We start from the raw sequence: 26230 nt of genomic DNA on the forward strand, positions 1-26230 counted from the left end.
GGACAGGCAAAAGGTTCGGTCTTTTAAACTCCGGATGATGGATAAATATGTCTACCATCCGACAGCAGAAGATATAGATTCAGCAGAAGATTCAGAAAAGGATCTCTCTAAGTATAATGCTTCTGGTGTCATTAAGGGCCTAAATAAAGAGAATTCTAAGACGGAATTTATTTCAAATGCGGCATTTTCGGAAAATAAAAAATCAGATAATATTTTTGATTCCGAAGAAAAGCAGGGAACTATCGGCGAATTTTCGGATGATGAATCAGACGATGTATCCGATAATTTTTTCACGATTAATATTCCGGAAATAAACAAGCAGAATATCAAAGCATATTTAGTGTATGATCTTTTCGGATTGGATTCTTATCATTCAGTTTCAAGATCAATTAATAAAAATATTGCTTTCGGAGGAAACATTATTGTTGCTAGCAGTAAATGGAACACTCAGAAGGAAGAGATTTCCTTAAATTCTTTGGAAAAAGGAAAAAATACAATTCTATTTACCTCTTCTCTGAATGGAGTAAAATATAAGGTACAAAATGTAAAAATTATTTTTGAAAATAATCTTAAACCTTCCGTTCATACTTCATCGTTGTTATCAGGCAATAAGCTTTATATTAAAGGTCTTGAAAGCGGATCTGTACTTGTTAAAGACAAACCTGTATCTTCTGTAAAAGGAGAATATGAAACTTTAATTGAGCTTACGGAAGCGGATAAAGCAAAAGGTTTTGTGTCTATTACCGATGCAAACGGAGCGAGAGACTATAAAATCCCTGCGAATAAATCTTCATTCAAAACTTTGAATGAAGAAAAATTTGCTCCTCTTGTCATTAATATTTCAAAGGATGCAGGGTATACAGAATCGTATGAAAATTCAACCATTACGATTGAAAAAAATTCTGTAGAGAATAATGCTCAGGTTCAGGTTTTAAAGCTTAGAAAAAAAGATTATCCTGCTGTTTCCAGAGAAATTAAAAGCATGACTGTAAACTCCGGCGCATACCGTCTGGAAAGCCGTTCGGGAGAGTTTACAAAAAATATGGTTTTCTCTTTTCCATATGATGAGAAGAAATTAGGCGCAAGATCTGCAAAAGAACTGAAAGCTTTTTATTTTGATTACACATCAAAAAAATGGAAAGTTGATCCTAGCAGTAAAGTAGATACGGAGAAAAAAGTAATTACTGTTGAGACAAAAGGTGATACCGATTATATCAACGGAGTTATTTCGGTTCCTGAATCTTCACAGCTTGAGGCATTTACTCCTACAAGCATCAGCGGATTGAAAGCCGCAGATCCTACGGCAGGCTTACAATTGATGGATGTTCCTACAGCTACACAGAAAGGAGATGCAAGCGTCAATTATCCGATTCGTGTTCCCGCTGGTTTGGGAGGGCTTCAGCCTTCATTATCAATAGGCTACAGCAGTACAGGAGGAAACAGCTGGATGGGAGATGGCTGGAATATCAACGGATTGTCTTCCATTACCTTGGATACAAGATGGGGAACACCTGTTTTTAATGAAGAAAAAGAAACAGAGCTTTATTCTTTGGACGGAGAAATGCTTGTGTATCCCAACGAATATCTTCCTCACAGACATAATGATGTGAATGAAAACAACACCGCTATTACTACCGATAAACAGAACAGGTCTGATTATACCAATCCTAATGATGGTACAAAAAAACAGTTCTATTTAAGAAAAAATCATGATTTTACTCTTATTGAAAGAATAGGAACAGCTCCAAGTAATTATACATGGAAAGTAACTTCTACTGATGGTACCAAAAGATACTATGGAGGTTCATCAGATTCAATGCTTTCGGGTTCGGGAGGAATTGTTCACTGGGGACTTCGAATGGTAGAAGATGCACACGGTAATAAAATGGAATTTACTTATTATAATGAATTTGCATCGGGAGCCTTTTTCCAGATTAAGAAAATTGAATATGGAAAAAATAAAGATTATAGTGTAAACTTCAATAAAGAAACAAGTATTACCAGACAGGATATCAATATCAATGCAAAACAAGGCGTTCCGAGATCTGAAGCTTTTCTGCTAAAGAATATTGAGGTTAAATACAAAACCGAGCTTATCAGAACCTATAAAATGGATTATATAAACGGAGAATTTTATAAAACGCTATTGAAAAGAATTTATATCGTTCCCAATAATCCTTGTTCTACAACGCTTGCAAAAGCTGCTCAGGAAAATAAAGAACCCGAGGATAGTAAAGCATCGACAAGTAAAGCACCTATAAGAGGTATGGACGACGGATCAGGGGGTAATGGCGGCGGTCCCGGAGGTATAGAACCGGCATGTAACGAGATCTCCGACAGCTATACGTTCGACTATTATAATGATGTAAAAGATGGATCGGGTAGTGTAAAGATATTTGGACCGGATACTGCTATTAATTTTCAGAATGCTTATAATGATGAACCTTATTCAAATTTTGTAACAAGTTTAATCAAGCCTTCTAAGATCAATGGAAATATAAGTACCGAAACAGGGCTCAATATAAGAATTGCTGCGGGATTAAATTTTTATACGCCTTCAAGTGCAGCCTACGGACATCTGATGTTCGGCTTCCCTTTTGGCAACTCCACTGCTAAAGCAAGAAATGCCCAGCAGCTAATAGATTTCAATGGAGATGGGATTCAGGATATGATTTACAGAAATCCGAGTAGAGGACTGCTTCTAAGATCCGGAAAACTGGATGATCAGGGAAAATTAAGCTTTTCAGAGTCTAAGCCAATTGAAAACTATACCGGAGGTGACTTTTCCTACACGGAAACGAAGACCAAAAATAGGGGTTGGGATATGGGAGCAATAATTTACAGTAAATCTGAAACAAATTCTACAACCCAAGGTTCTACAAAAACCTATTTGATTGATGCTAATTCAGATGGTCTGATGGATATTGTACATGACGGAGAAGTCTGGTTCAACAGATTTGATTTTGGTGCCAATACATCTTTCATGACAAAACATTCAGAATACACGGAGAATATGGTGGTAAAAGCAAAAGCCATACAGGCTCCTATCAAATGGTGTGGAGATATCGGCTCTGTACCGGACCCTTGTCCGGGAGAACCTGAACCTGATCCGATGGATGTTGGAGATGTTGTAAAAGTATGGGTTGCACCTAGAGACGGATATGTGAAGTTTACAGATACTGTTTCAATTGCACCTACATTTGTTTCAGACCCATCTACTACTTTGTCAGATCAAATGTATTATGGCGTAGAGATTAAAAATCCTACTCCTCAAACCTGGACTGTACCTGTTAGCTATGTTAATACAAGAATATATTTAAAACAGCTTTTAGCCACAGACGCTCCTCAGAATATTGTGATCAACCGATATAATGATTATTATACTCAGATGCAAACTGTTCCTACGGATCCCAACTATGGTATCCCGAACGGTATTGACAATCCTGACAGGTTATTTGTAAAAAGTGGTGAAAAAATTTACGTAAGACTGCACAAAAACAAAGTGAAAAATGTAGCGGTTAATTCAAACCCAACTATTACTTACGTTGATCAGGTTACAGGAAATGAGATTCCTAATACTTTTGAATTGTCACAGGATCAGTTTCAGTTAAATAATGGCAATTATGAAAACAATTTTCTCTTAAACAATGCTATTGCGCCAATTCTTTTGGATGCTCCGGGAACAGTTACAATTAATGTATTATCTTTCAATCTGTCTGATTTATCAGATGATATAAAATTTAGAATTGTAACTGAGGATGTAAACACGGGAGCAATTGTAGAGCTTATTACACCGGAAATTTATACCCCATCAAATTTAACAACTCAGGCACATACGCTAAATCTTACTGTTCATAATGGCGAAAAGTTCTATCTGAGATTCATTGTAGAATCTGATTCTTTTACAAATTTTGTTGCGACGAACTGGAGTGAAAAGCTTTATGTAAATTACCATGCCTCTGTTGCTTACAGTCCGACACCTATTGATATCGGGTTCTTAGGAATTCCAGAATATCCATCTTTTGTGGTAACTCAGTTAAAACCAAAACTTGATATTTATACTGTTCCACATATTGGTTTCTTTAATGAACCACATGATTTTAGCATCCAGATTAATAAGAATGTTACCAATTTTTCCACTTTGTCGACAGGAAGCTTCTATTATGTTATAAAGAAAGGAAATCAGGTTCTTGCAAAAAGAAGAGTTCTTGTTTCTCCGGGTAACAGCACGCTTATAGAACAGAATATGATCGACGGTTTAAATATTTCAGGACTGTCTCCAATTACCTTTTTTACAGGAAATCCTACCTTCGGATCTTTAGGTACCGATCATTTGGTAACAGTTGAGGTGTACTGTAAGACTGGCGGAGATTATGAATTGTTTAATAAATATTCTGATTATTTTGCAGGAAAGCCATTCAATATTTATTATGATAGTGCAACGATGTATGGTACAACAACTGCAACTGCAGTAAATACTGCCATGTATAACACGAAATCGATGTTTTTTAACAACTGGGGGCAATTTTTATATAAACCGGGAGCTTTTGATAACTATTTGTATGGATGGCCTATCAGTTTGTCAGAATTTGCGACACCAACTACTCCTCAGAATACTTATTCTGCCTGTTTAAACATTCCGAATGTACAAAATAACTATGATGCTTTAGCCGATTGTATTTTAGCGACAACACCTGATCCTAATGCAGGAAATAGTACCGTATCGCAGATTATATCTCCTCTGAAGCCTCAATTTACAAGATACGGAAGACAAAGAGTTGAACGTTGGGTTGGTTCAGGACCTGAACAGTACTCATCAGGAGAAGCTTTCAAAACAGATGATGAAGTTACCTATTTTACAGATCCTGTTCCTACGGTTCCTCTTGTAACACCAACCACCTACACTTCTGGACAGCTTTCAGTGGATACAAGTATGAAGGCAATCAGCAGGGATCAAAGAAGTAGTTCACATAATAAAACCCAGGGAGGAAGTTTAGGACCTGTAAGTGGAGGAAACTCGGAAACAACGCTTAACGGACCAAGTATCGAAACACAGACTTTCGCAGATATGAATGGAGACGGTTATCCTGATATGGTATATCCTTCATCAATGCAGTTTACTAATTCTACGGGAAGTTTAGAAGATATTCAGCTTGTTCCATATGGTGATTATCCTACGAATTCTTTAAGCTATATGAAAAGTAACTCGGCAGGTTTCTCCTACAATAGTCCTCCGGTAACAGGCAGAATAGGAGCACATGGAGATAACGGAACATCTACTGAACCAGATACAGGAATGCCATGGTCAGGAAGTGCATCAGTAAGTGCAAGTCTTAATCAATATTATAATTCATATGATGCAGGTTCAGGATTCTGGATGGATATTAATGGCGATGGGCTTCCTGATAGAGTAAGAGGAGGAAATACTCCTAATATGACAGTTGCTTTGAATTTAGGTAAAAGCCTGGGAGCAGATGGTACTTACCAAAATATGATTACTTATAAATCTCATCCGAAAGCAAGTTTCAGTATATCATTAGGTGCAGGATTAGGATCTTCGGCTAATCTTGGGGCGCTATCCAGCTTTGGTTTCGGTATCAGTGCAGGAGTAAGTGCGGGAGCTTCAACAGGAACAGCAGATGTAGTATATGAAGATGTAAACAGTGACGGATTAATAGATATTCTTGAGGTTGCTTCCAATGGAGCTGCTACAGTGAGGTATAACCTTGGAAATCGTTTTGCTACAGGAGTACCGTTGATGAAGAGCGGGGGAGATATTGATTTTGCAGATGAAACAAGATCATTCAACGGATCATTCTCTTTCGGAGGAGATTATATGTTTAGTATGGGACCTATTACCCTCATTCCTCCTGTGGTTGTATTAATTCTTTGGATTAAAGCCGGAGCCGGAGCAACCGTGAACTTAGGAATGAACGTTTCTGAAACAAGAAAGGCATTCAAGGATATGAATGGTGACGGATTTACAGATTTAGTTCAGGATACAAACAGTGGGTTTATTGTAAATTACTCACAGGTTGGAAGAACAAATAAATTAAAAACAATCACCAATACTTTTTCAAAAGGAACCTATTTATTGGATTATAAATTGGCAAGAGCAAATTATGATAATCCGTATGCAAAATTTGTGGTTAAAAGTATAAGTATCCTTGAGCCGGATGCATTTTCAGCAAAATATACGACAGATCAGGGAACTAGGATGGAAACCTTATATGAGTTCCGAAACAGAAAATATGACAGAAGAGAAAGAGAAGATTTTGGTTTTGATACTGTTGTTAAACAGGAAATGAACAATGGTTCAGCAGTAAGAACCACCACGGATAAATATTTCAATAATTCTTATTTGTTAAATGGAATATTGAATCAGACTACAGTGGTAGGAAGTAGCGGTACTTTATCTGATGTGAAGTATAATTATAAATTGAGAAAATTCATGCTTAATGCAACACTTATTAACCTGAATTCCGATTTAGCCTTCAATTATGACAGTGGCGGTAGAGAAGGCCGAAAAATGGCTATTGCTTTACTGGACGAAAAAATTAAAACATCTTACGAATCCGGAGGAAGCATTGTTACAACTGAGAAATTTACATATACCACAAAAGGTCTTGTTGAAAAATATCAGTATGAAAGCCCTTCTACATCTTATAATACCAATATTACTTATCAGGCGCTTAACAATAATATTATTGGAGTTCCTACACTTGTTGAGGTGTATCAGGGAACAACCAACTCACAGCTTTTAAGAAAAAGAAGTGCATATAATATCAATCCGAACAACGGTGATGTGGGAACGTATGCTGTATTCGACGGCACGAATAATATTATTACGGATATTCTGTATAATGCTGCAGGAAATATCACGAAAGTGACTTATCCGCCGAATGATAATGGACAAAGGTATTTTATCCAGTATACTTATGATGACGCAGTAACAGGTAAATATGCATTAGAAGTAAAAGATGTTTTCAACATCAAATCTTCAGCTACCTATAATCCTCTTTTCGATGTTGTAACAAGAAAAGTAGATACAGGTGGAAATGCTATGGTATTCACCTATGATGGTTTCGGAAGAACGAGAACGATCATGGGACCAAATGAAATTGCAAGCGGTTCTACAGTACCGACAGTAAAATACAGATACTGGTTTGATCATGCAGGCATTGCAAACAACGATGCTACCATTAAGCTTTACAGAGCGTCCACCTCAAACTACGATCCTGAATATGCAAGTTCCGGAAATACCATTATGACGGATACCTATTCTGACTTCCTGGGTAGAATTATACAAACGAAAAAAGATTTTGACTGGTATGGATCCGAATCAAGAACAGTATCGGGAAGAACACTATATGATGGACTGGGAAGAGACATTCGGCAGTATCATCCGGTTACGGAAGGCGTGACGAATCAGGCGCTTAATCCTGCTAACGGAGGGCCTTCTACATCTTCAGTATATGATAGTCGAGATAGAATAACCTTAGCAACAGATGAAGATGGTGTTGTATCAACTACTACCTATAATATCGATGGTAATCTGTTTAAAACGACACAGGAAAAATCTAATGAAAAATCTGAATCCTATGCGAACGCAGAAGGGAAAATAGTACAGAAAGATGATTATTTAGATAACCAACCATTGAGCACCAACTTTAAATACAATACTTTAGGAGAACTTACTTTAGTACGAGATCCCGAAGGAATAGAAACAATCTACGATTATGACCTTGTGGGAAGACGCATCCATCAGCAGCATCCCGATAAAGGAAAAACGGAATACGAATATGATCAGACTGGAAATCTTGTAAGATTGACTACAGATAATCTGGTAAATGATTCAAGCATAAGTACTCATTTTATTTTCTATAAATATGATTACAACAGATTAACAGGAATTGTATTACCGGATTTACCTTCCGGAGATCCAAATCCAAATAATGTATATTATGAATACTATCCTTCTACGGTAGCAAATAATAATGCAGGAAAAATTCGGGTAAAAGACGACGGATCCGGAAGTACAAAATATACCTATGGAAGAATGGGCGAAGTACTTACTGAAGTGAGGACTGTACGAGGATACAATATTCCTGAAAAGTATTTTAAAACCTATTTCAATCATGACAGCTGGAATCGTATTACGAAGATCAAATATCCGGATGATGAGATAGTTTCTTATCATTATGATAGAGGAGGAAATCTTAAATCCGTAAATAATGATCAGGGGGAAATTTATATTCAGAATATTGACTATGATTATTATGAGCAGCGTCTGATGATTAAATACGGCAATGGAACATCACAACGTTATTTGTATGACGGACAAAACAGAAGACTGAAAAATTATAGTCTATACAGCCCTGCAAATAACCCAATGTTGCAGAACGAATATGGATATGATGATTTTGCAAATATTACAAAGATTAAAAATATAGCCAGTCCTTTGGCGAACGGCATGGGAGGAGCTTATCAGTTTGATTTATATTATGATACGTTAAATAGATTGGTGGGTACAGGCACAAGTGAAACTATTATAGGTGAAGAAGAGCAGCCGGTACAATCTGTTAATTTTGCACATTCCACGTATAAGCTTAAAATGGAATATAACAAAGTGGGAGGAATTACAAAGAAAGCTCAGCATCATGAAAGAGACCAGATTGTAGTTCCGGAAAACACATACGAAAACAATTATGCCTATATAGATGCTACACATAAGCTAGATAAAGTAAATGATAGCTCAACCGGTAATACAGAATCATTTGAATATGATTTCAATGGTAATGCTTTGATTCATAATGACATGAACGGAACAAGAAAAATGTTCTGGGATGAGCAGGATCGTATGAGGGCATTTTATAATGATAACACCGGAGTTTACCAATATCACACTTATGATGATAAAGGAGAACGAGTAATCAGATACGGACTGGAAGCACCTACACAACTTTATCAGAACGGAGCACCTGTAATTGTTGACGAATTAAGAATGATCGATTATAAATTGTACCCCAATCCATATGTAACCGTAAGTTCAACGGGACAGTATACAAAACATTACTTCGAAGGTTCAAAAAGATTTGCGAGCAGATTGATGGATGGTGCTGATCGATTTGATGATCCTTCAGTATTATATACCAGTAAAACATCTGAAGATAAAGCGGAAAAGAAGGCAGATACGGAAGCCGACTTTAAGCGATATCTCCAACAAACAGATTTGGGGAGCAACGTCTCTGTAGAGCTAAGGGAAGTATATCAACATCCTGATTTATATTATCTGCATGGAGATCATTTGGGAACGGCAACATTTGTTACCAATTCTCATGGGGATGCAACACAATTTTTCCTAAATTTACCATTCGGAGAAACAATGCTGGAGCAGATGGACGGATCATACAATAATCCATATAAGTTCAATGCAAAGGAATTGGATGAAGATACAGGACTTTATTATTATGGAGCTAGATATTATAATCCGAGATTGAGTATTTGGTATGGGGTGGATCCATTGGCGGAGAAAATGCCAAGTTGGTCACCATATAATTACACGTTTGATAATCCTATTAAATATATTGATCCAGATGGAGAAGCTCCGATAGAAATCATTGATGAGGGTACTGATAATAATTGTTGTTGGGGAATGTTTAGACCTCTAATGCCTTTATTTGAAAATTCTTCTGTAAAGCCTACGGTAATAGAAACGGTTACAAAAACTTCAGAAACAACGGAATCTATGGCAAAAACTGCAGAAGGATCTCAAAAATCTAGTGAAAGGGTTAAATATGAAAATCAACTTGAGAGAGCTAAAGATAAAATGGATGGGATAAGTAGAGCTCAGGAAAAACTGAAAAGATATGCACCTCAGGGATCAAAGCAAAATGCAATACAATCAGTAAGTAAATCAAAACAAAATTTTAAGAATGCTTTGAGAAGAATTGATCTTAATGACATGGATGAATTTGACATTAAAACGTTACTCAAACCGGAGATTAAAAAAGATAACATTAATTTACGGAAAAATGTTTCTCCAAATTCGAAGACGGAAGAAGAAGTAAAAGAAAAGCAAGAAAAACAGCGGCAAATACAAAATCTAATTAATCAATATAATTTATCTGCATAATATGATTAGCGAACTACAAAAGGGCAAAGATTTGATGGATAATGAACAGTATGAATTAGCCATTAGTATTTTAGATAATTTGAAGAATTTACCTTCAAAGTATGAAAATTTAAGACTGTTATTTTTATCAAATTGTTTATATAATATAGAAGATTATTATTTAGCAATTGAAATAGCTAATAAGTTATTACAAATAGATAATAAAAATGAACATGCTTCTCAAATAAAGTATTTATCATATTATGAATTAAAAAAATATGATGAGGCTTTAAATGAAGTGATTAGTTTTTTGTCTAATAACGAAGCTGATCTTTATAGAGTAACATTAGAAGAGTTACTTATTGATATAAAAAAAGGATTTATTAATAAGAAGGATACAATTCATAGAATCAGAGAATTAGCATTAAGAAATAATATTAATCTCAATGATTAAGACTTCATTATGTTGTCTTTTAGAATACTTTAGATTAGCTCATGTCAGTTCATGATATTCAATAACAACAAACCACTGCGAGATGCAGTGGTTTTTCATTTAATTATAAAATTACAATCATTTCAATATCGGTGATTTGTAATTTCCAATAAGGAATTCCTGAGTATGTTTTAAAGAAGTTTTGTAAGGTTCTAATGTTCTGGAAGCAAAGTCCTGACCGATCAAGGTCCATTTTGTTAGTGTGAAAGACAGAAATGAGCATTCTTTGCCAATATCTGTCTGGTTTCTTCGATATTCAGGTGGCCTCTTTTAATTTTCAGGATGGGACACGAAATAGAACATATAAATCGTGACCTATTTTGTTTTTTTTGATACTGCACTAAAACAAAAAACGCTGTAAACATTGATGTTTACAGCGTTTTAGCTTATTTTGGTTTCTAAACTGGCGGAGAGTGAGGGATTCGAACCCCCGGACCTGTTACAGTCAACAGTTTTCAAGACTGCCGCAATCGACCACTCTGCCAACTCTCCCTAAACTCCGATTATATCGTCGTTTTCAGTGGTGCAAATATAGAAATATTTTTGAAATCTACAAAATATTTTTTCAGTGACCTCGCGTGCGGCTTTTCAGCAATAAATTACATATTTCAGAAGCAAGTGCTTTGAATTCTAATTGCTCGCCACCAATAGATTGTCAATTTTTAGAAGCACAGCATCAATATCAAAAGGTTTGCTGATAAATTCGTCGGCATTGCATCTGCTTATCACTTCATGATCTTTTGCGTGTGCACTCATAATCATGATTGGAATATTTGCTGTTTCCGGATTCTCTCTTAGTTCATTGCACACATCTATTCCGGATCCGTCCGGCATCATTACGTCCAATATGAAAATATCAGGAACATTGGAAAGATCTCTGCTGTTGAATGCTTCTACGGTAGAGAAAGAACGAACATCATAATCTTCAAATGACAGGAGTAACTGTAATGCATCTCTGATGCCTGTCTCATCTTCAAGGATAAAAATTGTTTTCATAACCCATGCATCGCAAAAACAAAGCCAATCTATAGAAACATTAGATTTTTTATAATCAACATAAAGCTTTTTTTGGAAAAATATTTACGCAATATTTTGATAAAAAAGGACTTTCAGTAATTTATAATATATTAATTTTCAATTTTGATTAATATAATCCTTCTTTTTTGCATGTTGGGCAGATGCCACTGATGACGAAATTATAAGCATGAGCAATGAAATTTTCAGGAAGAATAATCTGAGGAACTACGTTTTCGATACAGGTTACCGCTTTGCAGCTTTCACAATGGAAGTGCAAATGGTTGTGTGAATGATTTTCTTTATCGCAATTATTACATATGGCATAATTTACAACGCCATCCATATTGACAATTTTATGGATTTTCCCTTCCTTTTCCAGTCGCTCCAGAACTCTGTAGATGGTTACACGGTTACAAAGCCCATCCAGTTTTTGTTGTATTTCATAATGTGATAACGCACTGGTAGCACTGCTTAAAAGATGTAATATTTCGGTCTTTGCTTGCGTGTTGCGTACTTGTTTCATATTAAATTATAGTGAAAACATCATCCGATGTGCAACAAAGTTACAATAAGTATTTTTATCAATAATAATCTCTGAATATTAAAAAAAATGACAATATTAAGTTGCTGGCTCTGTAAAAAAATATCAACGATTATTTTAAAATGAGTAATTTTCGATTTAAATTAAATAAAATTTAGAATATTGATCAAATGAAATCAATCAATTGTAATCCATACTGGCGCATGGTCACTGCTTTTTTCCCAGCCACGGACCTCTTTATCTACACCTCCCGATTTCAGGTTTCCTGCAAGATACGGACTTAGCAATATATGGTCGAGCCGCATCCCGGCATTCCGGCTGTACGATTTATACAGATAATCCCAGAAAGTATAGACGGTTTCGTCAGGGTAAAGTGTTCGGATTGCATCTGTCCAGCCCTTTTTAAGAAGCTGCTGATAGGCTGTTTTTACTTCGGGTCTGTATAAAGCGTTATCTTCCCAGCGTTCCGGTTTGTATACATCCGATGGAGTAGGGATAATATTAAAATCGCCGATAACGACTGCCGGAAGATCCATCTTAATAAGTTCATCCATTCTTTTTTTAAGCCGCTTGATCCAGGAAAGTTTGTAATCGAATTTCGGACCAGGAAAGGGATTTCCATTTGGAAGATAAAGACAGCATATAACCGTTTGATTGATGATGGCTTCAATGTACCTGCTTTGATCATCGTCCGCATCTCCCGGTAATGATCTCTGAACTTCTGTGATTTCCATATTTTTAGTAAGGATGGCAACACCGTTCCAGCTTTTCTGTCCTTTCCAGATGGCATTGTAACCTGCATCGTTGATTTCTTTGATGGGAAATCTTTCCTGAGGCGCTTTTAATTCCTGAAGACACACAATATCAGGTTGGGCCTCCTCAAGCCACCGAAGAAGAACCGGAAGCCGGCCGTTCACGCCGTTTACATTATAAGTTGCTATTTTCATAATCTGTATAAGATTAAATTCTTTTAATATTACACAATATCCGTTCCATCAGATAAGCAGATTTTTAACAGTTCTCTATAAAAATGAATCCTGTTGTACCATAAAAAATAAATTCGTTAAACTTTGGCAAATAAATTGTTACTATCAGCGTGAGCAATAATAATTGCTATTTATATTTAACCATTTACAATAATATTATGAAAAATTCAATTTTAACAGTTCTTGCAGTAGCTGCGATGGTAGCTTGTAAGAAAAACGAAACCACGACTTCTGACCAGTCTGCAGATACTACGGCTACCATGTCCGCGCCTGCAGATACTACAATGACAACGGGAGATTCTGCAACAACAGCCACGTCAGACTCCAACACAGCATCGGCTTCATTAAGTGCACAGGATAAAAAATTTGCAGATGCAGCAGCAACAGGTGGAATTATGGAAGTAATGCTAGGACAGCTTGCAGAGAGCAACGCGAGCAGTGCAACCGTAAAATCTTTGGGCGCTATGATGGTAAAAGACCATGGTAAAGCTAATGATGAGCTTAAGAAATGGGCTTCTGCATCAGGGTACACATTACCAACAGCCCTGGATGCTGAAAAACAGAAAAAATACGATGATTTAAAAGCTAAAAAAGGCGCTGAATTTGACCGTATGTATGCGGATCTTATGGTAACAGACCATCAAAAAGATATCGCTGAATTCAAGAAGCAGGCTTCCGACGGATCTGAAGCATCTTTAAAATCTTTCGCCAGCAGCACGCTTCCTACATTGGAACATCACCTGATGGAATCTGAAAAAGCAAAGAAAGCTGTAAAATAATTACAACACATATTCATTATTATAAATCCAATTTAATTCCGGGAGATCGAAGATCTCCCGGAATTTTTATAGTACCGTCAATTTTATTTATTTTTACTTATGTAACGGTTATTTTTAAGATAAAACCGAAGAGGAAGCAGGGCATGTTCCTGAGCGTAAGCTACCCCAACCCGTGGAGTGGAGGTAATGTCTTCAGAGCCATAAAGCAATCCTGAATCTTCAATCCATATTTCATCTCCCGTTAAAGATTTTTTATTGAAACTCATGTCAATTCCTAAAGCTTTCGATGCGGAGCCAGGACCGGATGAAACGGCTTTATCAGTTACAGCCATATTTCTTCTTTTTCTAATAATCTCCAGGCCTTTGTATGGTTCTACAGATCGCACCAGTACACTTTTAGGATCGTCCTCCTTCGAAACGACAATGTTAAAAAGATGATGAATACCATAACATAAATAAACATAGGAAAAGCCGCCGGGTTGATACATGGCTTCCGTTCTTGAACTTCGCCGTCCGCCGTACGCATGGGAAGCTTTATCCTCCGTCCCGAAATAAGCTTCTGTTTCTGTAATGATTCCGGCAGTAACTTCGCCGTTTTTCCTGGTGAAAAGTATTTTGCCTAAAAGATCCTGAGCAAGAAATATGGCGTCGGTATTTTGATAATATTCCGGTTTTAACTTTGACATACAATATATTGCTGTTAATTTTATTTAACTACAAAAGTTACAAAAGAATTAGCCTTTTAAACATATATTTTTCTTTGTATTATTTTAAGATAATTTTCTTTTTCCAGCTTTTTGATGCACCGTACAACGGTTTCAGTACGCAGACCGGTGATCGCTGCAAGTTCACGCCTTGTAAAAGGGACTTCAAAAGAAAATTTACTCCTGTCGTTGCTGAAACTTTTATGATATTCCAGTGCCCCTTTGATTCTTGTATCAGGATGAAGCGAGGTATTGTTCTGCAGCATGATATACTTAAAATAAAGCCTTTGTGATAAAAAGCTGTTGATGTCTCTTGAGATCGGAGGATTTTCGTCCAGCAGTTTCATGAACGTTTCTTTCTTAAGGGTGATAATACTTGTCGGTTCAATGGCAACGGCATTCACAGGATATTTTTTATCAATAAAAAGCAAAAGCTCACATACACTGAAACCATCATGCAGAACGGCAAGAATAAGCTCTTTGCCATCTTCGTTATAATGACTGAGCTTTATCCTGCCTTTCCTGATCTGATAAAACTCTCTGGGTGTATCTCCTTCCTGGAAAATCATATCGGAAGTGTTAAGATCTTCGACGGCGGCTCCATAGGACAATAAAAGTTCTTCTTCGATTAACATAGATGTTGTGTTTTAAGGTTAAAGCCTCATTTTTGGCCTTTTACAGATATTACCAAGTTATTACTATAATCTGCAAAAGATTATGACCCATATCATATCAGAATAATTTAAATAAATCATGTATGAAAAATAAATTTTACTATCATTGATTTGAATCAACCCAATTCTTATATTTCTTGCTTAAATTCGATACTAACAGAATACCAATATTGATCAGAATATGAACATGAAAGAAAGGACTACAACTCCGAAAGGAAAATTGTTAATTATCGGAGGTAAAGAAGACCGCGATGACACGGACGTTGAAATAAAAAATAAAAATGAGGATTTCATACCTCACGAAATTCTTAAACTTCTTATCAGCAATAAAGAAAACAGGATTGAAGTCATCACTACGGCAAGCGCCGAGCCGGAAAGTATGCGCGACACTTATACCAAAACATTTAAAGAAATAGGATATACCAATTTCGGATTTATTCATTTTGTTGATAAAGCCATTGATGAAGATGTCCAAAGAATTAAAAACAGTAAAGCCATTTTTTTTACCGGCGGAGACCAGAACGTAATCTGCGAGAAATTTAAAGACACGCCACTCTGTGACGCATTAAAGGAGAAATATTTCGCCGAGGATGATTTCGTTATTGCCGGAACCAGTGCGGGAGCTATGTGTATGCCGGAAATTATCATTTGTGAAGGGGAGGACGGCGAGGCCATACTGGAAAATGACATCACGCTGGCTTCAGGTCTCGGATTATTGTCCCGGTGTATTGTTGATACGCATTTCGTTCACCGCGGAAGATTCGGAAGGCTTTCCCATGCAGTGATGATTAAAAGAGAATGTTTCGGAATCGGTTTGGGAGAAGATACTGCTCTTTTAATTGAAGAAGGGAAAAGAGCAATTTGTAAAGGTTCCGGAATGGTAATCGGAATCAGTGCAAAGGATCTTGAGAAGACCAATGTAGATACGGTAGAAAAGGGGCATCCTGTTTATGGAGAAAATTTAAAAGTCCATATTATTACGGACGGCTGTTCAATTGACCTCGAATCAGGAGCGTTTACAGCTCCTTAGATTGATAACAAAAATAAAGGAATATGCAGAGTCATATTCCTTTATTGTATTTTTATATTCGATGGTTTAAACCAAAAGGCTGTTTATTTTAGAAACAATATCATCAAGGTCAAAAGGTTTGGCAACGAAATCATTCGCTCCCGCATCTGCTGCAATGTCGTCCCCGTCTACACTGGCAGAAAGTACGATTACCGGAAGATCCTTTACGCCTTGTGTACTTCTGATGGCCTTTAAAACCTGGTCACCCGACAAAAGAGGCATCCAGAGATCAAGAAGAATAAGATCGGGTTCATCTACTTGAATCTGTTTGATCAGATTCGTACTGTTAATTTCTGTAAAAACGGTAAAACCTTCCGATTCCAGAAGCATTTGAAGAACATCGAGTATACCCTGATCATCATCACAGACCATTATCTTTTTGCTATTCATTTCAGTGATTTTTCATTATGGGTAATGTAAAACTAAATGTTGATCCTTCCCCAATTTCGCTTTCTACCCAAAGCGTACCGTTGTGGTTGGCGATTATTTCATGAGAGATGTAAAGACCGATTCCCAGTCCCGGAAATTTCTTCTGTATTTCCCGTGCCCTGAAAAAACGGTCAAAGATTTTGGCTTTGTCCTGAGGATTGATTCCCATTCCGTAATCTTTCACGGAAACTTTTACGAAATTTCCGACCCTGTTGATATAAACATCTACTTTATCAGAACCCGGAGAATACTTTATAGCGTTTGAAATAAGGTTATTGATGACCTGTGAAATCTGCAGTTCATCTCCCAGAATCATGGCACCTGTAGAACCTGTCAGCGAGATTTTATGGTTCGGGGCAGATACCGAGAGGTTTTCAACCGTATCGAGAATGGTTTTGTCGATATCAAAAGGATCAAGATGTAGCTCTATATTTCCCGACTGTATCTTGGAGGTGTCAAGGAGATCAGAAATAAGAATGTTCAGCCGGTCAACATATACCGATACTTTATCAAGAGTAGTATTGAACTTTTCCGGCGAATTTTCAGGAATCATCCTTTGCAGAAGCTGTACCAGACCTTTTATCGTTGTAAGAGGTGTTTTCAGTTCGTGGCTTGCAATAGAAAGAAAATCATCCTTCCTGCGATCGATTTCTTTTTTCTCGGTAATATCCTCAATTGCAATTAATATCCTGTCTTTATATTGACCATCAAATTCGATACGGTAGGCATTTACAAGCATTACTTTCTTACCGATGTACGGGAAATCATGCTCTACTTCATAGTCAATTACCGGGTTGTTGGTAGGTAAGATTTTCATCAGAAGCTCTCTCAGGGTTTCAATGTCCCACTGATGATTTCCAAGCTCAAAAAGTATTTTTCCTACGGTGTCTTCTTCCGTAACTTTAAATGAATTTAAAAAATGAGTGTTAGCGCTCAGTACCTTGTAGTCGGCGTCCAGTACCAGTAAACTCTCTCTTACGGTCTGAATAATACTTGAAAGAAATGCTTCATTATCAACAAGCTCTTTCGTTCTTTCTCGTATTTTTCTTTCAACTGAAGACTTTTCTTCCCTAAGCTCATGCTCTGCCTTTTTGCGCTCTGTAATATCATTTTGAACTCCGATGAAATGTGTTATTTTTCCGTCTCCGTTTTTTACGGGAGAGATAAAAAGTTCATTCCAGAAAAGATTGCCATTCTTTTTATAATTTCTTATTTCCACTTTGCAGTCCTTTCCTTCCCGGATGCATTCTTTGATCAGGTCTCTTTCAGGCTGACTTCTGTCCTGGCCCTGAAGGAACCGGCAGTTGTGTCCGATAATCTCGTTGTGAGAATATCCGCTCATCTTTTCAAAGGCTTTGTTGCAATAGACAATAGGGTTGTCCGGTTGGGTATTATCTGTGATGATAATCCCGCAGTTGGCAGAATTCAGTGCCTGTATATAAAGGTCAATGTTGTTATTCATCGGATTAAAGCGGTTTTGTCAAGTTTCCAAACTTAAACTTTCATTGATATGCAAATATGAGAAAAAGCATTTTCTTTTGCAAATTTGCATCAACACTAAAAATCACACGCAAATTATATGCCTTGAATTTATTTTTTACTAAATTTTTAAAAATAACAGCAATTTTTAAAGTTATTTATATTCAGTCGCTTGGTAAGAAACCGATGGAACTTATGGATTAAATCTTTAAATTGCCGAATGAAAAAAATCGGTTTAATCGGATACGGCTGGCTGGGATCAAGAATTTACAATGACCTTTCGAGTAACTCAGAAATATTTGCGACAACGACATCGTTACAGAAGGTTGAAGACATGCGTTCTCAGGGAATTCATGCGGAGCTGGCCGTTTTTAACGAAAGTGAAAAAGAATTTCCTGATCCATGGAGCATCGTTCCTGATCTGGATGTTATGATCATTACTGTTCCTTTTTCGGAAAAAAGAACTTCGCAGGAAATATTAGATAAAAGGCTTTCGAAGTTATTTTCATTTATAGGAAGGTATGAAAAACAGATTTTTTTTATGAGCACCACAAGTGTTTATCCTGATGAACCCGGAATTTTTCGGGAAGAAATGCTGCCTGTAGAAAGTGTTTTTGTTGAAAATAAGATTAAAAAAGCATTTCCTCAGGTTAACATCCTTAGATTGGGCGGATTAATGGGAGATTCACGGCTGCTGAAGAATTTTAAGATGACAGATGTTTCCGGAATTGTTAATCATATACATTATAAGGATATTGCAGCAGTCATCATAACAATGATTGAAAAAGGAATTAACGGAAAAATATATAACGTTGTAGCGCCTCTTCATCCCTCAAAACAGGAAGTGATTGCTTACCAGAATAATCTTCCTATTGAAGCTTCCCACGAAAACAATAAACAGAGAATCATTTCTTCTGATAAGCTGATTTCAGAACTTGATTTTACCTTTGCTTATCCTGATCCGAAAAAATTTCATCTTATATAAAGCATTTACGTTGCTGTAATTTCATTTATATTAAAAATATTTTAGTGTTTTGATAAAAATTGGTCTGCTTTATGCTTAGACAATAATAAGCTGCTTAAAAGCTTACACTTTACACCAAATCACCTTAAAATATTAAATTATGAAAGAATTTACACAATGGGAAAATTCCCCGTCGCTTAACAGAGAGATTGAACGTCAGAAAGCACTTAAAGTTCTTGAAAAAGCGAAAATGATCAAAAGAAAAGTCATTTTCCTTCCTAAAGGAGCTACAGGAAGTACAAAAATTAATGATTTTTTTTAATGATATATTCAAAACGATTTTCAGACATACTTCAGTAATCAATACAAATAAGCCATAGCAGTTTTCTGTTATGGTTATTTATTTACGAAGGTCCTGTCGGAATAATTTAATGAAATGACAGATTATACAGAATACAAGCATGGTATTTAATTATTTATATTTAAACAATTTTTAGTGATTATGAATTCTCCGGAACAAATCGAGGCAGAGAAATTACTGTCTGTACTTTTTTACTCTCCCAATGCTACTGCTGTATACAAAGGTGATGACATCAGGATTATAAGTGCCAATCAGGCAATGTTGAGTTTTTGGGGAAAGGACAGAAATATTATCGGTAAAGATTTTCGCTCTGTCCTTCCGGAACTGGATGATCAGCCTTTCTTCTCTATTTTAAAAAATGTATGGGATTCCGGGCAGACTTTCACGGCAAAAAATTATCCTGCCGTACTCCTTACCGAAAACGGTCCGCAGAAATTTTATTTTGACTTTGAATATAAAGCAATGCTTGATGGAGAGGGGAAAACGGAATACATTCTTCACACCGCATCTGAGGTTACGGAAAGACAGAATGCCGTGCATCTTGTTGAAGAAAAATCGAAATCCGAGCAAAAGCTTATTGATGATCTTTCAGCACTGAATGAAGAGTACCTTACCACAAATGAAGACCTCGTATCGAAGCATGAAGAGCTTTTTACAGCCAACACCGAATTGCTGAAAATAAGAAAAGAACTCATTACGGCCAATCATACGCTCCGTGAAAATGAAAAGCGCTTTAAAACCCTGGTTGAAAAATCGCCGGTTGCCATGGCTTCATTACGCGGCGAAAAGTTTGAAGTAGATATTGTGAATGATATGGTACTTCAGATCTGGAACAAAGACCGGTCTATCATCGGGAAACCTTTAGCAGAAGTGATGCCGGAGCTGAAAGGGCAGATATTCATCGATATTCTGTCCAAAGTGTACAGAACAGGGCAACCGTATTACGGTAAAGAAATTAAAGCGTTAATCCGCAATGGAGAAAATATGACGGAACATTATCTTAATTTCGCCTATCAGCCGATTGTTGATGAAAATAACAACAGTACGTCTATCCTTATCGTTGCAAGTGATGTTACCGAGCAGGTACATGCAAGGGAATCGGTAATGGAATTCAAAAACAGGCTTGAAATTGCCATGGATGCCAGCAGACTGGGTTCAACAGAAGTCCATCTGGCTACCGGGGCTATGGAAAGTACCCCACAGTTTAAATACAATTACGGATATGCCGCGGATGAAGAATTCAATTATTCTGATCTTTATAATGCTATTCTTCCGGAATACCGCGAACACATAAGAGGTCTTGTAAGCGAGGCCATCCTGACGAACGGAATTTATAAAGCCGAATATCCCGTGAAATGGAAAGACGGATCTATCCATTGGATACAGGCGCATGGCCGCCCGAGATATGATAAAAGCGGTGTTGCCGACAGAATGGTAGGCATGACGACGGAAATTACCGATAAAAAACTGGCAGAACAGCGCAAAGATGATTTTTTAAGTGTTGCCAGCCACGAACTTAAAACCCCTCTTACAGCAGTAAAAGCTTCCATACAGTTGCTCAACCGGATTAAAGATAAGCCGTTTTCGCAAACCCACATCAGGCTGATTGAACAATCGGATAAAGGAATTGAGAAAATGTGTATGCTGATTGACGATTTGCTGAATATGAGCAGGCTGGGACAAGATCAGCTCATGCTGGAATATAACCGTTTCAATCTGCATGAAATGCTGAGCAAAAGCTGCAATCATGTAAGGCTTGAAGACAAATACCAGCTTATCCTGAAAGGCAATGAAACGCTGGAGGTTCATGCTGACGAGCACAGAATAGAGCAGGTCGTAGTAAACCTTGTAAATAATGCGGTAAAATATGCAAAAGACTCCAAAGAAATCCACATCCATACAGAATCATATGACGATCATATAAAAATTTCCGTACAGGATTTCGGAGAGGGAATATCAGAGTCTGTCATTCCGCATCTTTTTGACCGGTATTACCGTGCAGATCACTTTGGAGCCTCATATTCCGGGCTCGGGCTTGGGTTGTATATCTGCTCGGAAATCATCAGAAAGCATTCCGGAAAGATCGGTGTGAACAGCAAAATAGGAGAGGGCAGTACATTCTGGTTTACCATGTCCGAAAAAAAATGAGTATGACACGGTAGCAATGGCCGGAGCAGTCTGAAGATAATAAATCTGCTGATGCTACTGTAAACTTCTTACATTCACATTCGGGCTTTCTCCCTTCGGTACAATAAAGATGGCATTGTCATTTACCGAATCTCCGCTGTCAAGATAATATCCTGCAACAATCGGGATAATAAAGCTTTGGTATTTACCGTCCTTCGTATAAGCCCAATAGGTAACATTTACATTTTGAGGTTTAAGCTTAAGATCCAGCTTTTTTGAAGTCAGTTTGGCTCCCGTAGCATTAATGCAGTTAACTTCTGCCAAGGTCGTATTAGGAACAATCAGCGGAGCGCTGTTTAATCTTACATTGTAATTTCTCTGCGTATTATTTACCAGTTTTGCAGAGACTTTGTAACGGTCGAATTCTTTGCCGCCTACGGTTATCGATTCCTTATTAAGAATATTAAAAGTAACGGAAAGTCCGTCTACATCTATTGTTGAGCCATCTGTTATTTTCTGTGCATTCGCAAAAGAAAAAGAAGCAAGCACAATGAAAACAGAAGAATAAATTAATTTTTTCATAATATAACTGAGGTTTTTACTTAATTTAAAAATAGTCAAAAAAATACAAATACCACATTTTTTTTGCTGATTTTTGTTGAATCCCAACAAATTTCAGTGTTGCATTATCTGATTATTGATTTATGCGCGAAAGCATTGTCCTTCGTTAAAACTTTCTTTACCTTTATAAGCACCAAATTACTGATATGAAAAAATATACCATTGGAGCATTATTGTTCTCGATGCTTGTTAATTTTAATGCCCAATCATTACAATCTCCCGACGGGAAGTTTGAAATGAATTTCCAGCTGAAGCAGGGAATCCCGTATTACAACCTGAAGTATAACGGAAATATAGTGGTGGAAGACTCCAAATTAGGACTGAGATTGTTTAAAGATACTTCTGTAAAATTCGCTTCTGAAATTGCCAAACCTGAAGATGCCAAGTTTGACCTGAACAACGGCTTTACCAAAGCAGATGAAAAAAGAGATTCTAAAAATGAAATTTGGCAGCCTGTGTTGGGAGAGAAAAAAAATTATATCAACCAATACAATGAATTGTCGGTAACCCTGCATCAGGACACTACAGATAGAAATATCGTGGTTAAGTTCAGGTTGTTCAATGACGGATTGGGCTTCAGGTATGAATTTCCACAGCAGAAAAACCTAAACTATTTTGTCATCCGTGAAGAAGATTCTGAAATTGATTTTCCGACGGATATGAAAGCATGGTGGATTGTCGCTGATTATGACTCCCAGGAATACCAGCCGCAGACAACAAAAATCTCTGAAATCCCCGGCCGATGGGATCAGGCATTTGATAAACATTCTTCCCAGACTTTAATTAAAAACGCCGTTCAATCGCCTTTAATGCTGAAGAAAGAAGGTAAAGACCCCTTGTACGTTAATGTCGGAGAAGCAGCAGTCTTAAATTATCCTGCATCGCATTTGGAAGTGGATCCGGTTAATTTTAAATTTAAAACACACTTAACTCCCGACAGACAGGGTGCCAAAGGATATATCCAGACCTCTTCTGTTTCCCCATGGAGAACAATCATCGTTTCTCCTAAAGCAGAAGAAGTTTTAGCATCTAAAATGATGTTTAACCTAAATGAACCTACAAAATATACCGATACTTCGTACATCCACCCTACAAAATACATGGGTGTCTGGTGGGAAATGATCATCGGAAAATCACAGTGGGCATACTCAACGGCTAATAATATTCACATCGGAGAAACTGATTTTTCAAAATTAACACCCAACGGAAAACATGCTGCCAATAACACGAAAGTAAAAGAATACATCGATTTTGCTGCGGCCAACGGTTTTGGCGGACTCCTCATCGAAGGATGGAACATCGGATGGGAAGACTGGATCGGTCACAACAAAGAATTTGTTTTCGATTTCATCACTCCCTATCCTGATTTTGATATCAAGATGCTGAATGAATATGCACATTCAAAAGGAATTAAATTAGTGATGCATCACGAGACCTCAGCATCTGCAACCAATTACGAAAGATGGGCGGATAAAGCTTTTAAATTAATGAATGATTATGGTTACGATGCTGTAAAAACGGGATATGTAGGAGATATGGTTCCGAGAGGTGAGCATCATTATTCCCAATGGACGATCAATCATTATTACCGAATTGCAGAAAAAGCCAATGAATACAAAATTATGGTAAATTCCCACGAATCGGTAAGACCGGGAGGAGAAAGCAGAACCTATCCGAACTGGATCTCCGCAGAAGCAGCAAGGGGAACCGAGCATGAAGCTTTTCAGGGGAATAATCCGGATCACCAGACCATTCTTCCATTCACAAGATGGATGGGAGGATCTATGGACTATACACCTGGAATTTTCCAGACTAAACTGGATTATTATTTTCCCGGTGATAAACGTTTTGTAAAAACAACGCTGGTGAAACAATTGGCTTTGTATGTTGTCATGTACATGCCGCTTCAGATGGCTGCAGATTTACCGGAGAACTACCAGAAACACATGGATGCTTTCCAGTTTATTAAAGATGTGGCTGCAGACTGGGATGATACAAAGATTTTATCGGCAGAACCGGGAGATTATATCATCACGGCCAGAAAAGCAAAAGGTACAGAAAACTGGTTCGTAGGAGGAATCACCGACGAAAATAAACGTGAATACACAGTAGATTTTTCATTCTTAGATAAAGGAAAAAAATATGAAGCCACGATTTATGAAGATGGAAAAGATGCGGATTACATCAACAATCCACAGAGTTACAATATCTACAAAAAGCAGATTACCGGCAAATCCAAAATTAATTTTAAAATGGCACGGAGCGGTGGTTTTGCCATTTCAATAAAACCGCTGTAAGCATATACAAATAAACTTTGTCAAAGTTTTAATTTCTGATCTGAACAAAAAAGCTCCGGTTAATTAAATTAACCGGAGCTTTTAAATTTTAATGATGTCTTACACCTTTCTGATGATAATTAATATCCTTATTTACTGCTTCATAATTTTTTGGCAGATTGTCAGCGTGTTGATCAAATGAATGATTTCCTGAAGCATTTTGTTCCATCGCCGGAGTTTCAAAATGAATCTCTTTGCCGTTTTTATAAAGTTTATTGTCGAAAGTCCTGTAGATTTTGTTCTCTTCATAGGAATTTCCGTCGGGAGCCGTAAAAGTTTTTGCTTTCCCGTTCTTTTTTCTGTTCATTCCCCAGGCAACTATTGTACCTGCTCCGATAAGCGCTAAGGCGATTTTTATTTTGTTGTTCATGATATGATGATTTTAAATTTTAAATATATTGTGCTTATGGCTGTCCGCTTCCTCCCGCAGCACCATAGATCTGGCCTGTAGAAAAACTTGCATCATTAGCAGCGAGCTGTACAAAAATTGAAGCAAGTTCTGCCGGCTGTCCCGGTCTTCCTAACGGTGTATCTGCTCCGAATTTCACGAGATTTTCCTGTGTCTGGCCACCGCTTACCTCAAGCGCTGTCCAAATAGGGCCCGGTGCAACACCGTTTACCCGTATTCCTTTCGGACCGAGTTGCTTAGCAAGCGATTTTACATAACTTGTTGTTGCGGCTTTCGTCTGTGCATAATCATAAAGGTTTTCAGAAGGATCATAAGCCTGAACCGACGATAATCCTATAATAGAGGAACCTGGTTTTAAATGCGGCAGTGCAGCTTTCGTGATCCAGAAAGGTGCATATATATTGGTTTTCATGGTTCTTTCGAATGCTTCAGTGCTGATGTCAAGAATAGATTCATGCGTTTTCTGATGCCCTGCATTATTCACAAGGATATCAAGCCCGCCAAGTTGCTGTACAGCTTGTGAAACAAGATTTTTGCAAAAAGTTTCATCCCGGATATCGCCCGGGATTGCCACAGCTTTACGTCCAGCTTTCTTGATCAGTTCAATAACTTCTGCCGCATCCGATTCTTCTTCCGGTAAATAATTAATGGCAACATCTGCTCCTTCTCGTGCATAAGCAATGGCCGCAGCACGGCCAATTCCGGAGTCCCCGCCCGTAATAAGCGCTTTTCTTCCCATCAGCCTTCCTGATCCTACATAGCTTTTTTCTCCATGATCAGGAACAGGATCCATTTTGCTGGCTAATCCTGGAAAAGGCTGTGACTGGCTTTTAAAAGGAGGCCGCGGGTACTTTGTAGTAGGATCTGTGAGATCCGGGCCGGTAGAATTTCGGGGTTTCTGATTTTGAGATTGTGCCAATACTCCCGGCGAAACGGCAGCAACTGCAACAGTAGCCGCGATCTTACCAAGCGCATTTCTTCTTGTGATTGATTTTTCCATAATATAATATTTGTGGTGTGGTATGGCTCTGGAAGCCAGGTAACCAATGTATAGCAATGAATATTCCAAGCTTTAAAAAACTTTTGTTTTTTAACAGGAATTCAGATTTATATTTTTATGATTATCT

At 37.4% G+C, this 26230-nt stretch carries 18 protein-coding genes and 1 tRNA gene; 8 read left to right on the forward strand and 11 right to left on the reverse strand.

The genetic code is table 11. The features are described from left to right. Positions 1-34 precede the first annotated feature (34 nt). Both HHL20_RS06655 and HHL20_RS06660 read left to right on the forward strand, forming a co-directional pair. A complete protein-coding gene (locus tag HHL20_RS06655) occupies positions 35-10135 on the forward strand; it encodes a SpvB/TcaC N-terminal domain-containing protein (RefSeq protein ID WP_169230379.1) in 10101 nt (3366 codons plus the stop codon). 1 nt (position 10136) lies between these two features. Beyond that, positions 10137-10568 (forward strand): CDC27 family protein, encoded by a 432-nt coding sequence (locus HHL20_RS06660; RefSeq protein WP_169230380.1) that lies wholly within the window; start codon positions 10137-10139, stop codon positions 10566-10568. 443 nt (positions 10569-11011) lie between these two features. Here the strand turns inward: HHL20_RS06660 and HHL20_RS06665 are convergent. The 4 genes from HHL20_RS06665 to xth form a co-directional block, all read right to left on the reverse strand. Further along, a tRNA-Ser gene (locus HHL20_RS06665) sits at positions 11012-11099 on the reverse strand. Positions 11100-11237: 138 nt separating this feature from the next. Continuing rightward, positions 11238-11603 carry a response regulator transcription factor gene (locus HHL20_RS06670; RefSeq protein ID WP_169230381.1) on the reverse strand — a complete coding sequence of 122 codons (366 nt, stop codon included), beginning with the start codon at positions 11601-11603 and terminating at the stop codon, positions 11238-11240. A gap of 148 nt (positions 11604-11751) precedes the next feature. After that, positions 11752-12147, reverse strand: a complete 396-nt coding sequence (locus HHL20_RS06675; protein ID WP_169230382.1) for a Fur family transcriptional regulator — start codon at positions 12145-12147, stop codon at positions 11752-11754. Positions 12148-12341: 194 nt separating this feature from the next. Then, positions 12342-13112, reverse strand: a complete 771-nt coding sequence (gene xth / locus HHL20_RS06680; protein ID WP_169230383.1) for an exodeoxyribonuclease III — start codon at positions 13110-13112, stop codon at positions 12342-12344. Between the two features lie 197 nt (positions 13113-13309). Between xth and HHL20_RS06685 the strand changes: the two genes are divergently transcribed. Beyond that, a complete protein-coding gene (locus HHL20_RS06685; RefSeq protein WP_169230384.1) occupies positions 13310-13930 on the forward strand; it encodes a DUF4142 domain-containing protein in 621 nt (206 codons plus the stop codon). An 83-nt stretch (positions 13931-14013) separates the two neighbouring features. Here the strand turns inward: HHL20_RS06685 and HHL20_RS06690 are convergent, their stop codons facing one another. Both HHL20_RS06690 and HHL20_RS06695 read right to left on the reverse strand, forming a co-directional pair. Next, positions 14014-14616, reverse strand: a complete 603-nt coding sequence (locus HHL20_RS06690) for a DNA-3-methyladenine glycosylase (protein ID WP_169230385.1) — start codon at positions 14614-14616, stop codon at positions 14014-14016. A gap of 56 nt (positions 14617-14672) precedes the next feature. Next, the gene (locus HHL20_RS06695; protein ID WP_169230386.1) at positions 14673-15269 is read right to left on the reverse strand and encodes a Crp/Fnr family transcriptional regulator; all 597 of its coding nucleotides are present in this window, start codon (positions 15267-15269) and stop codon (positions 14673-14675) included. A 226-nt stretch (positions 15270-15495) separates the two neighbouring features. On the opposite strand from HHL20_RS06695, the gene HHL20_RS06700 reads away from it, so the two are divergent. Next, positions 15496-16338, forward strand: coding sequence for a cyanophycinase (locus HHL20_RS06700; protein WP_169230387.1), 843 nt, complete (start codon positions 15496-15498; stop codon positions 16336-16338). A gap of 66 nt (positions 16339-16404) precedes the next feature. Here the strand turns inward: HHL20_RS06700 and HHL20_RS06705 are convergent, their stop codons facing one another. After that, positions 16405-16767 carry a response regulator transcription factor gene (locus tag HHL20_RS06705; RefSeq protein ID WP_169230388.1) on the reverse strand — a complete coding sequence of 121 codons (363 nt, stop codon included), beginning with the start codon at positions 16765-16767 and terminating at the stop codon, positions 16405-16407. Between the two features lies 1 nt (position 16768). Further along, positions 16769-18268: a PAS domain-containing sensor histidine kinase gene (locus HHL20_RS06710; protein WP_169230389.1), complete on the reverse strand. Its 1500-nt coding sequence runs from the start codon at positions 18266-18268 to the stop codon at positions 16769-16771. 237 nt (positions 18269-18505) lie between these two features. Between HHL20_RS06710 and HHL20_RS06715 the strand changes: the two genes are divergently transcribed. The 3 genes from HHL20_RS06715 (at position 18506) to HHL20_RS06725 (ending at position 21758) form a co-directional block, all read left to right on the forward strand. Beyond that, the gene (locus HHL20_RS06715; protein ID WP_169230390.1) at positions 18506-19270 is read left to right on the forward strand and encodes a Rossmann-fold NAD(P)-binding domain-containing protein; all 765 of its coding nucleotides are present in this window, start codon (positions 18506-18508) and stop codon (positions 19268-19270) included. Between the two features lie 139 nt (positions 19271-19409). Further along, positions 19410-19571 carry a hypothetical protein gene (locus HHL20_RS06720; protein ID WP_169230391.1) on the forward strand — a complete coding sequence of 54 codons (162 nt, stop codon included), beginning with the start codon at positions 19410-19412 and terminating at the stop codon, positions 19569-19571. Positions 19572-19751: 180 nt separating this feature from the next. Then, complete coding sequence (locus HHL20_RS06725) at positions 19752-21758, forward strand: PAS domain-containing sensor histidine kinase (RefSeq protein WP_169230392.1); 2007 nt, start codon at positions 19752-19754, stop codon at positions 21756-21758. A gap of 54 nt (positions 21759-21812) precedes the next feature. Here the strand turns inward: HHL20_RS06725 and HHL20_RS06730 are convergent, their stop codons facing one another. After that, the gene (locus HHL20_RS06730) at positions 21813-22319 is read right to left on the reverse strand and encodes a hypothetical protein (protein WP_169230393.1); all 507 of its coding nucleotides are present in this window, start codon (positions 22317-22319) and stop codon (positions 21813-21815) included. 185 nt (positions 22320-22504) lie between these two features. On the opposite strand from HHL20_RS06730, the gene HHL20_RS06735 reads away from it, so the two are divergent. Next, positions 22505-24655 carry a glycoside hydrolase family 97 protein gene (locus HHL20_RS06735; protein WP_169230394.1) on the forward strand — a complete coding sequence of 717 codons (2151 nt, stop codon included), beginning with the start codon at positions 22505-22507 and terminating at the stop codon, positions 24653-24655. 88 nt (positions 24656-24743) lie between these two features. On the opposite strand, the gene HHL20_RS06740 is transcribed toward HHL20_RS06735, so the two are convergent. Both HHL20_RS06740 and HHL20_RS06745 read right to left on the reverse strand, forming a co-directional pair. Then, positions 24744-25064 carry a hypothetical protein gene (locus tag HHL20_RS06740; protein ID WP_169230395.1) on the reverse strand — a complete coding sequence of 107 codons (321 nt, stop codon included), beginning with the start codon at positions 25062-25064 and terminating at the stop codon, positions 24744-24746. A 34-nt stretch (positions 25065-25098) separates the two neighbouring features. Next, positions 25099-26103, reverse strand: coding sequence for an SDR family oxidoreductase (locus HHL20_RS06745; RefSeq protein ID WP_169230396.1), 1005 nt, complete (start codon positions 26101-26103; stop codon positions 25099-25101). Positions 26104-26230: the final 127 nt, after the last annotated feature.

The organism is Chryseobacterium cheonjiense (assembly GCF_012927265.1).
GTDB lineage: Bacteria > Bacteroidota > Bacteroidia > Flavobacteriales > Weeksellaceae > Chryseobacterium > Chryseobacterium cheonjiense.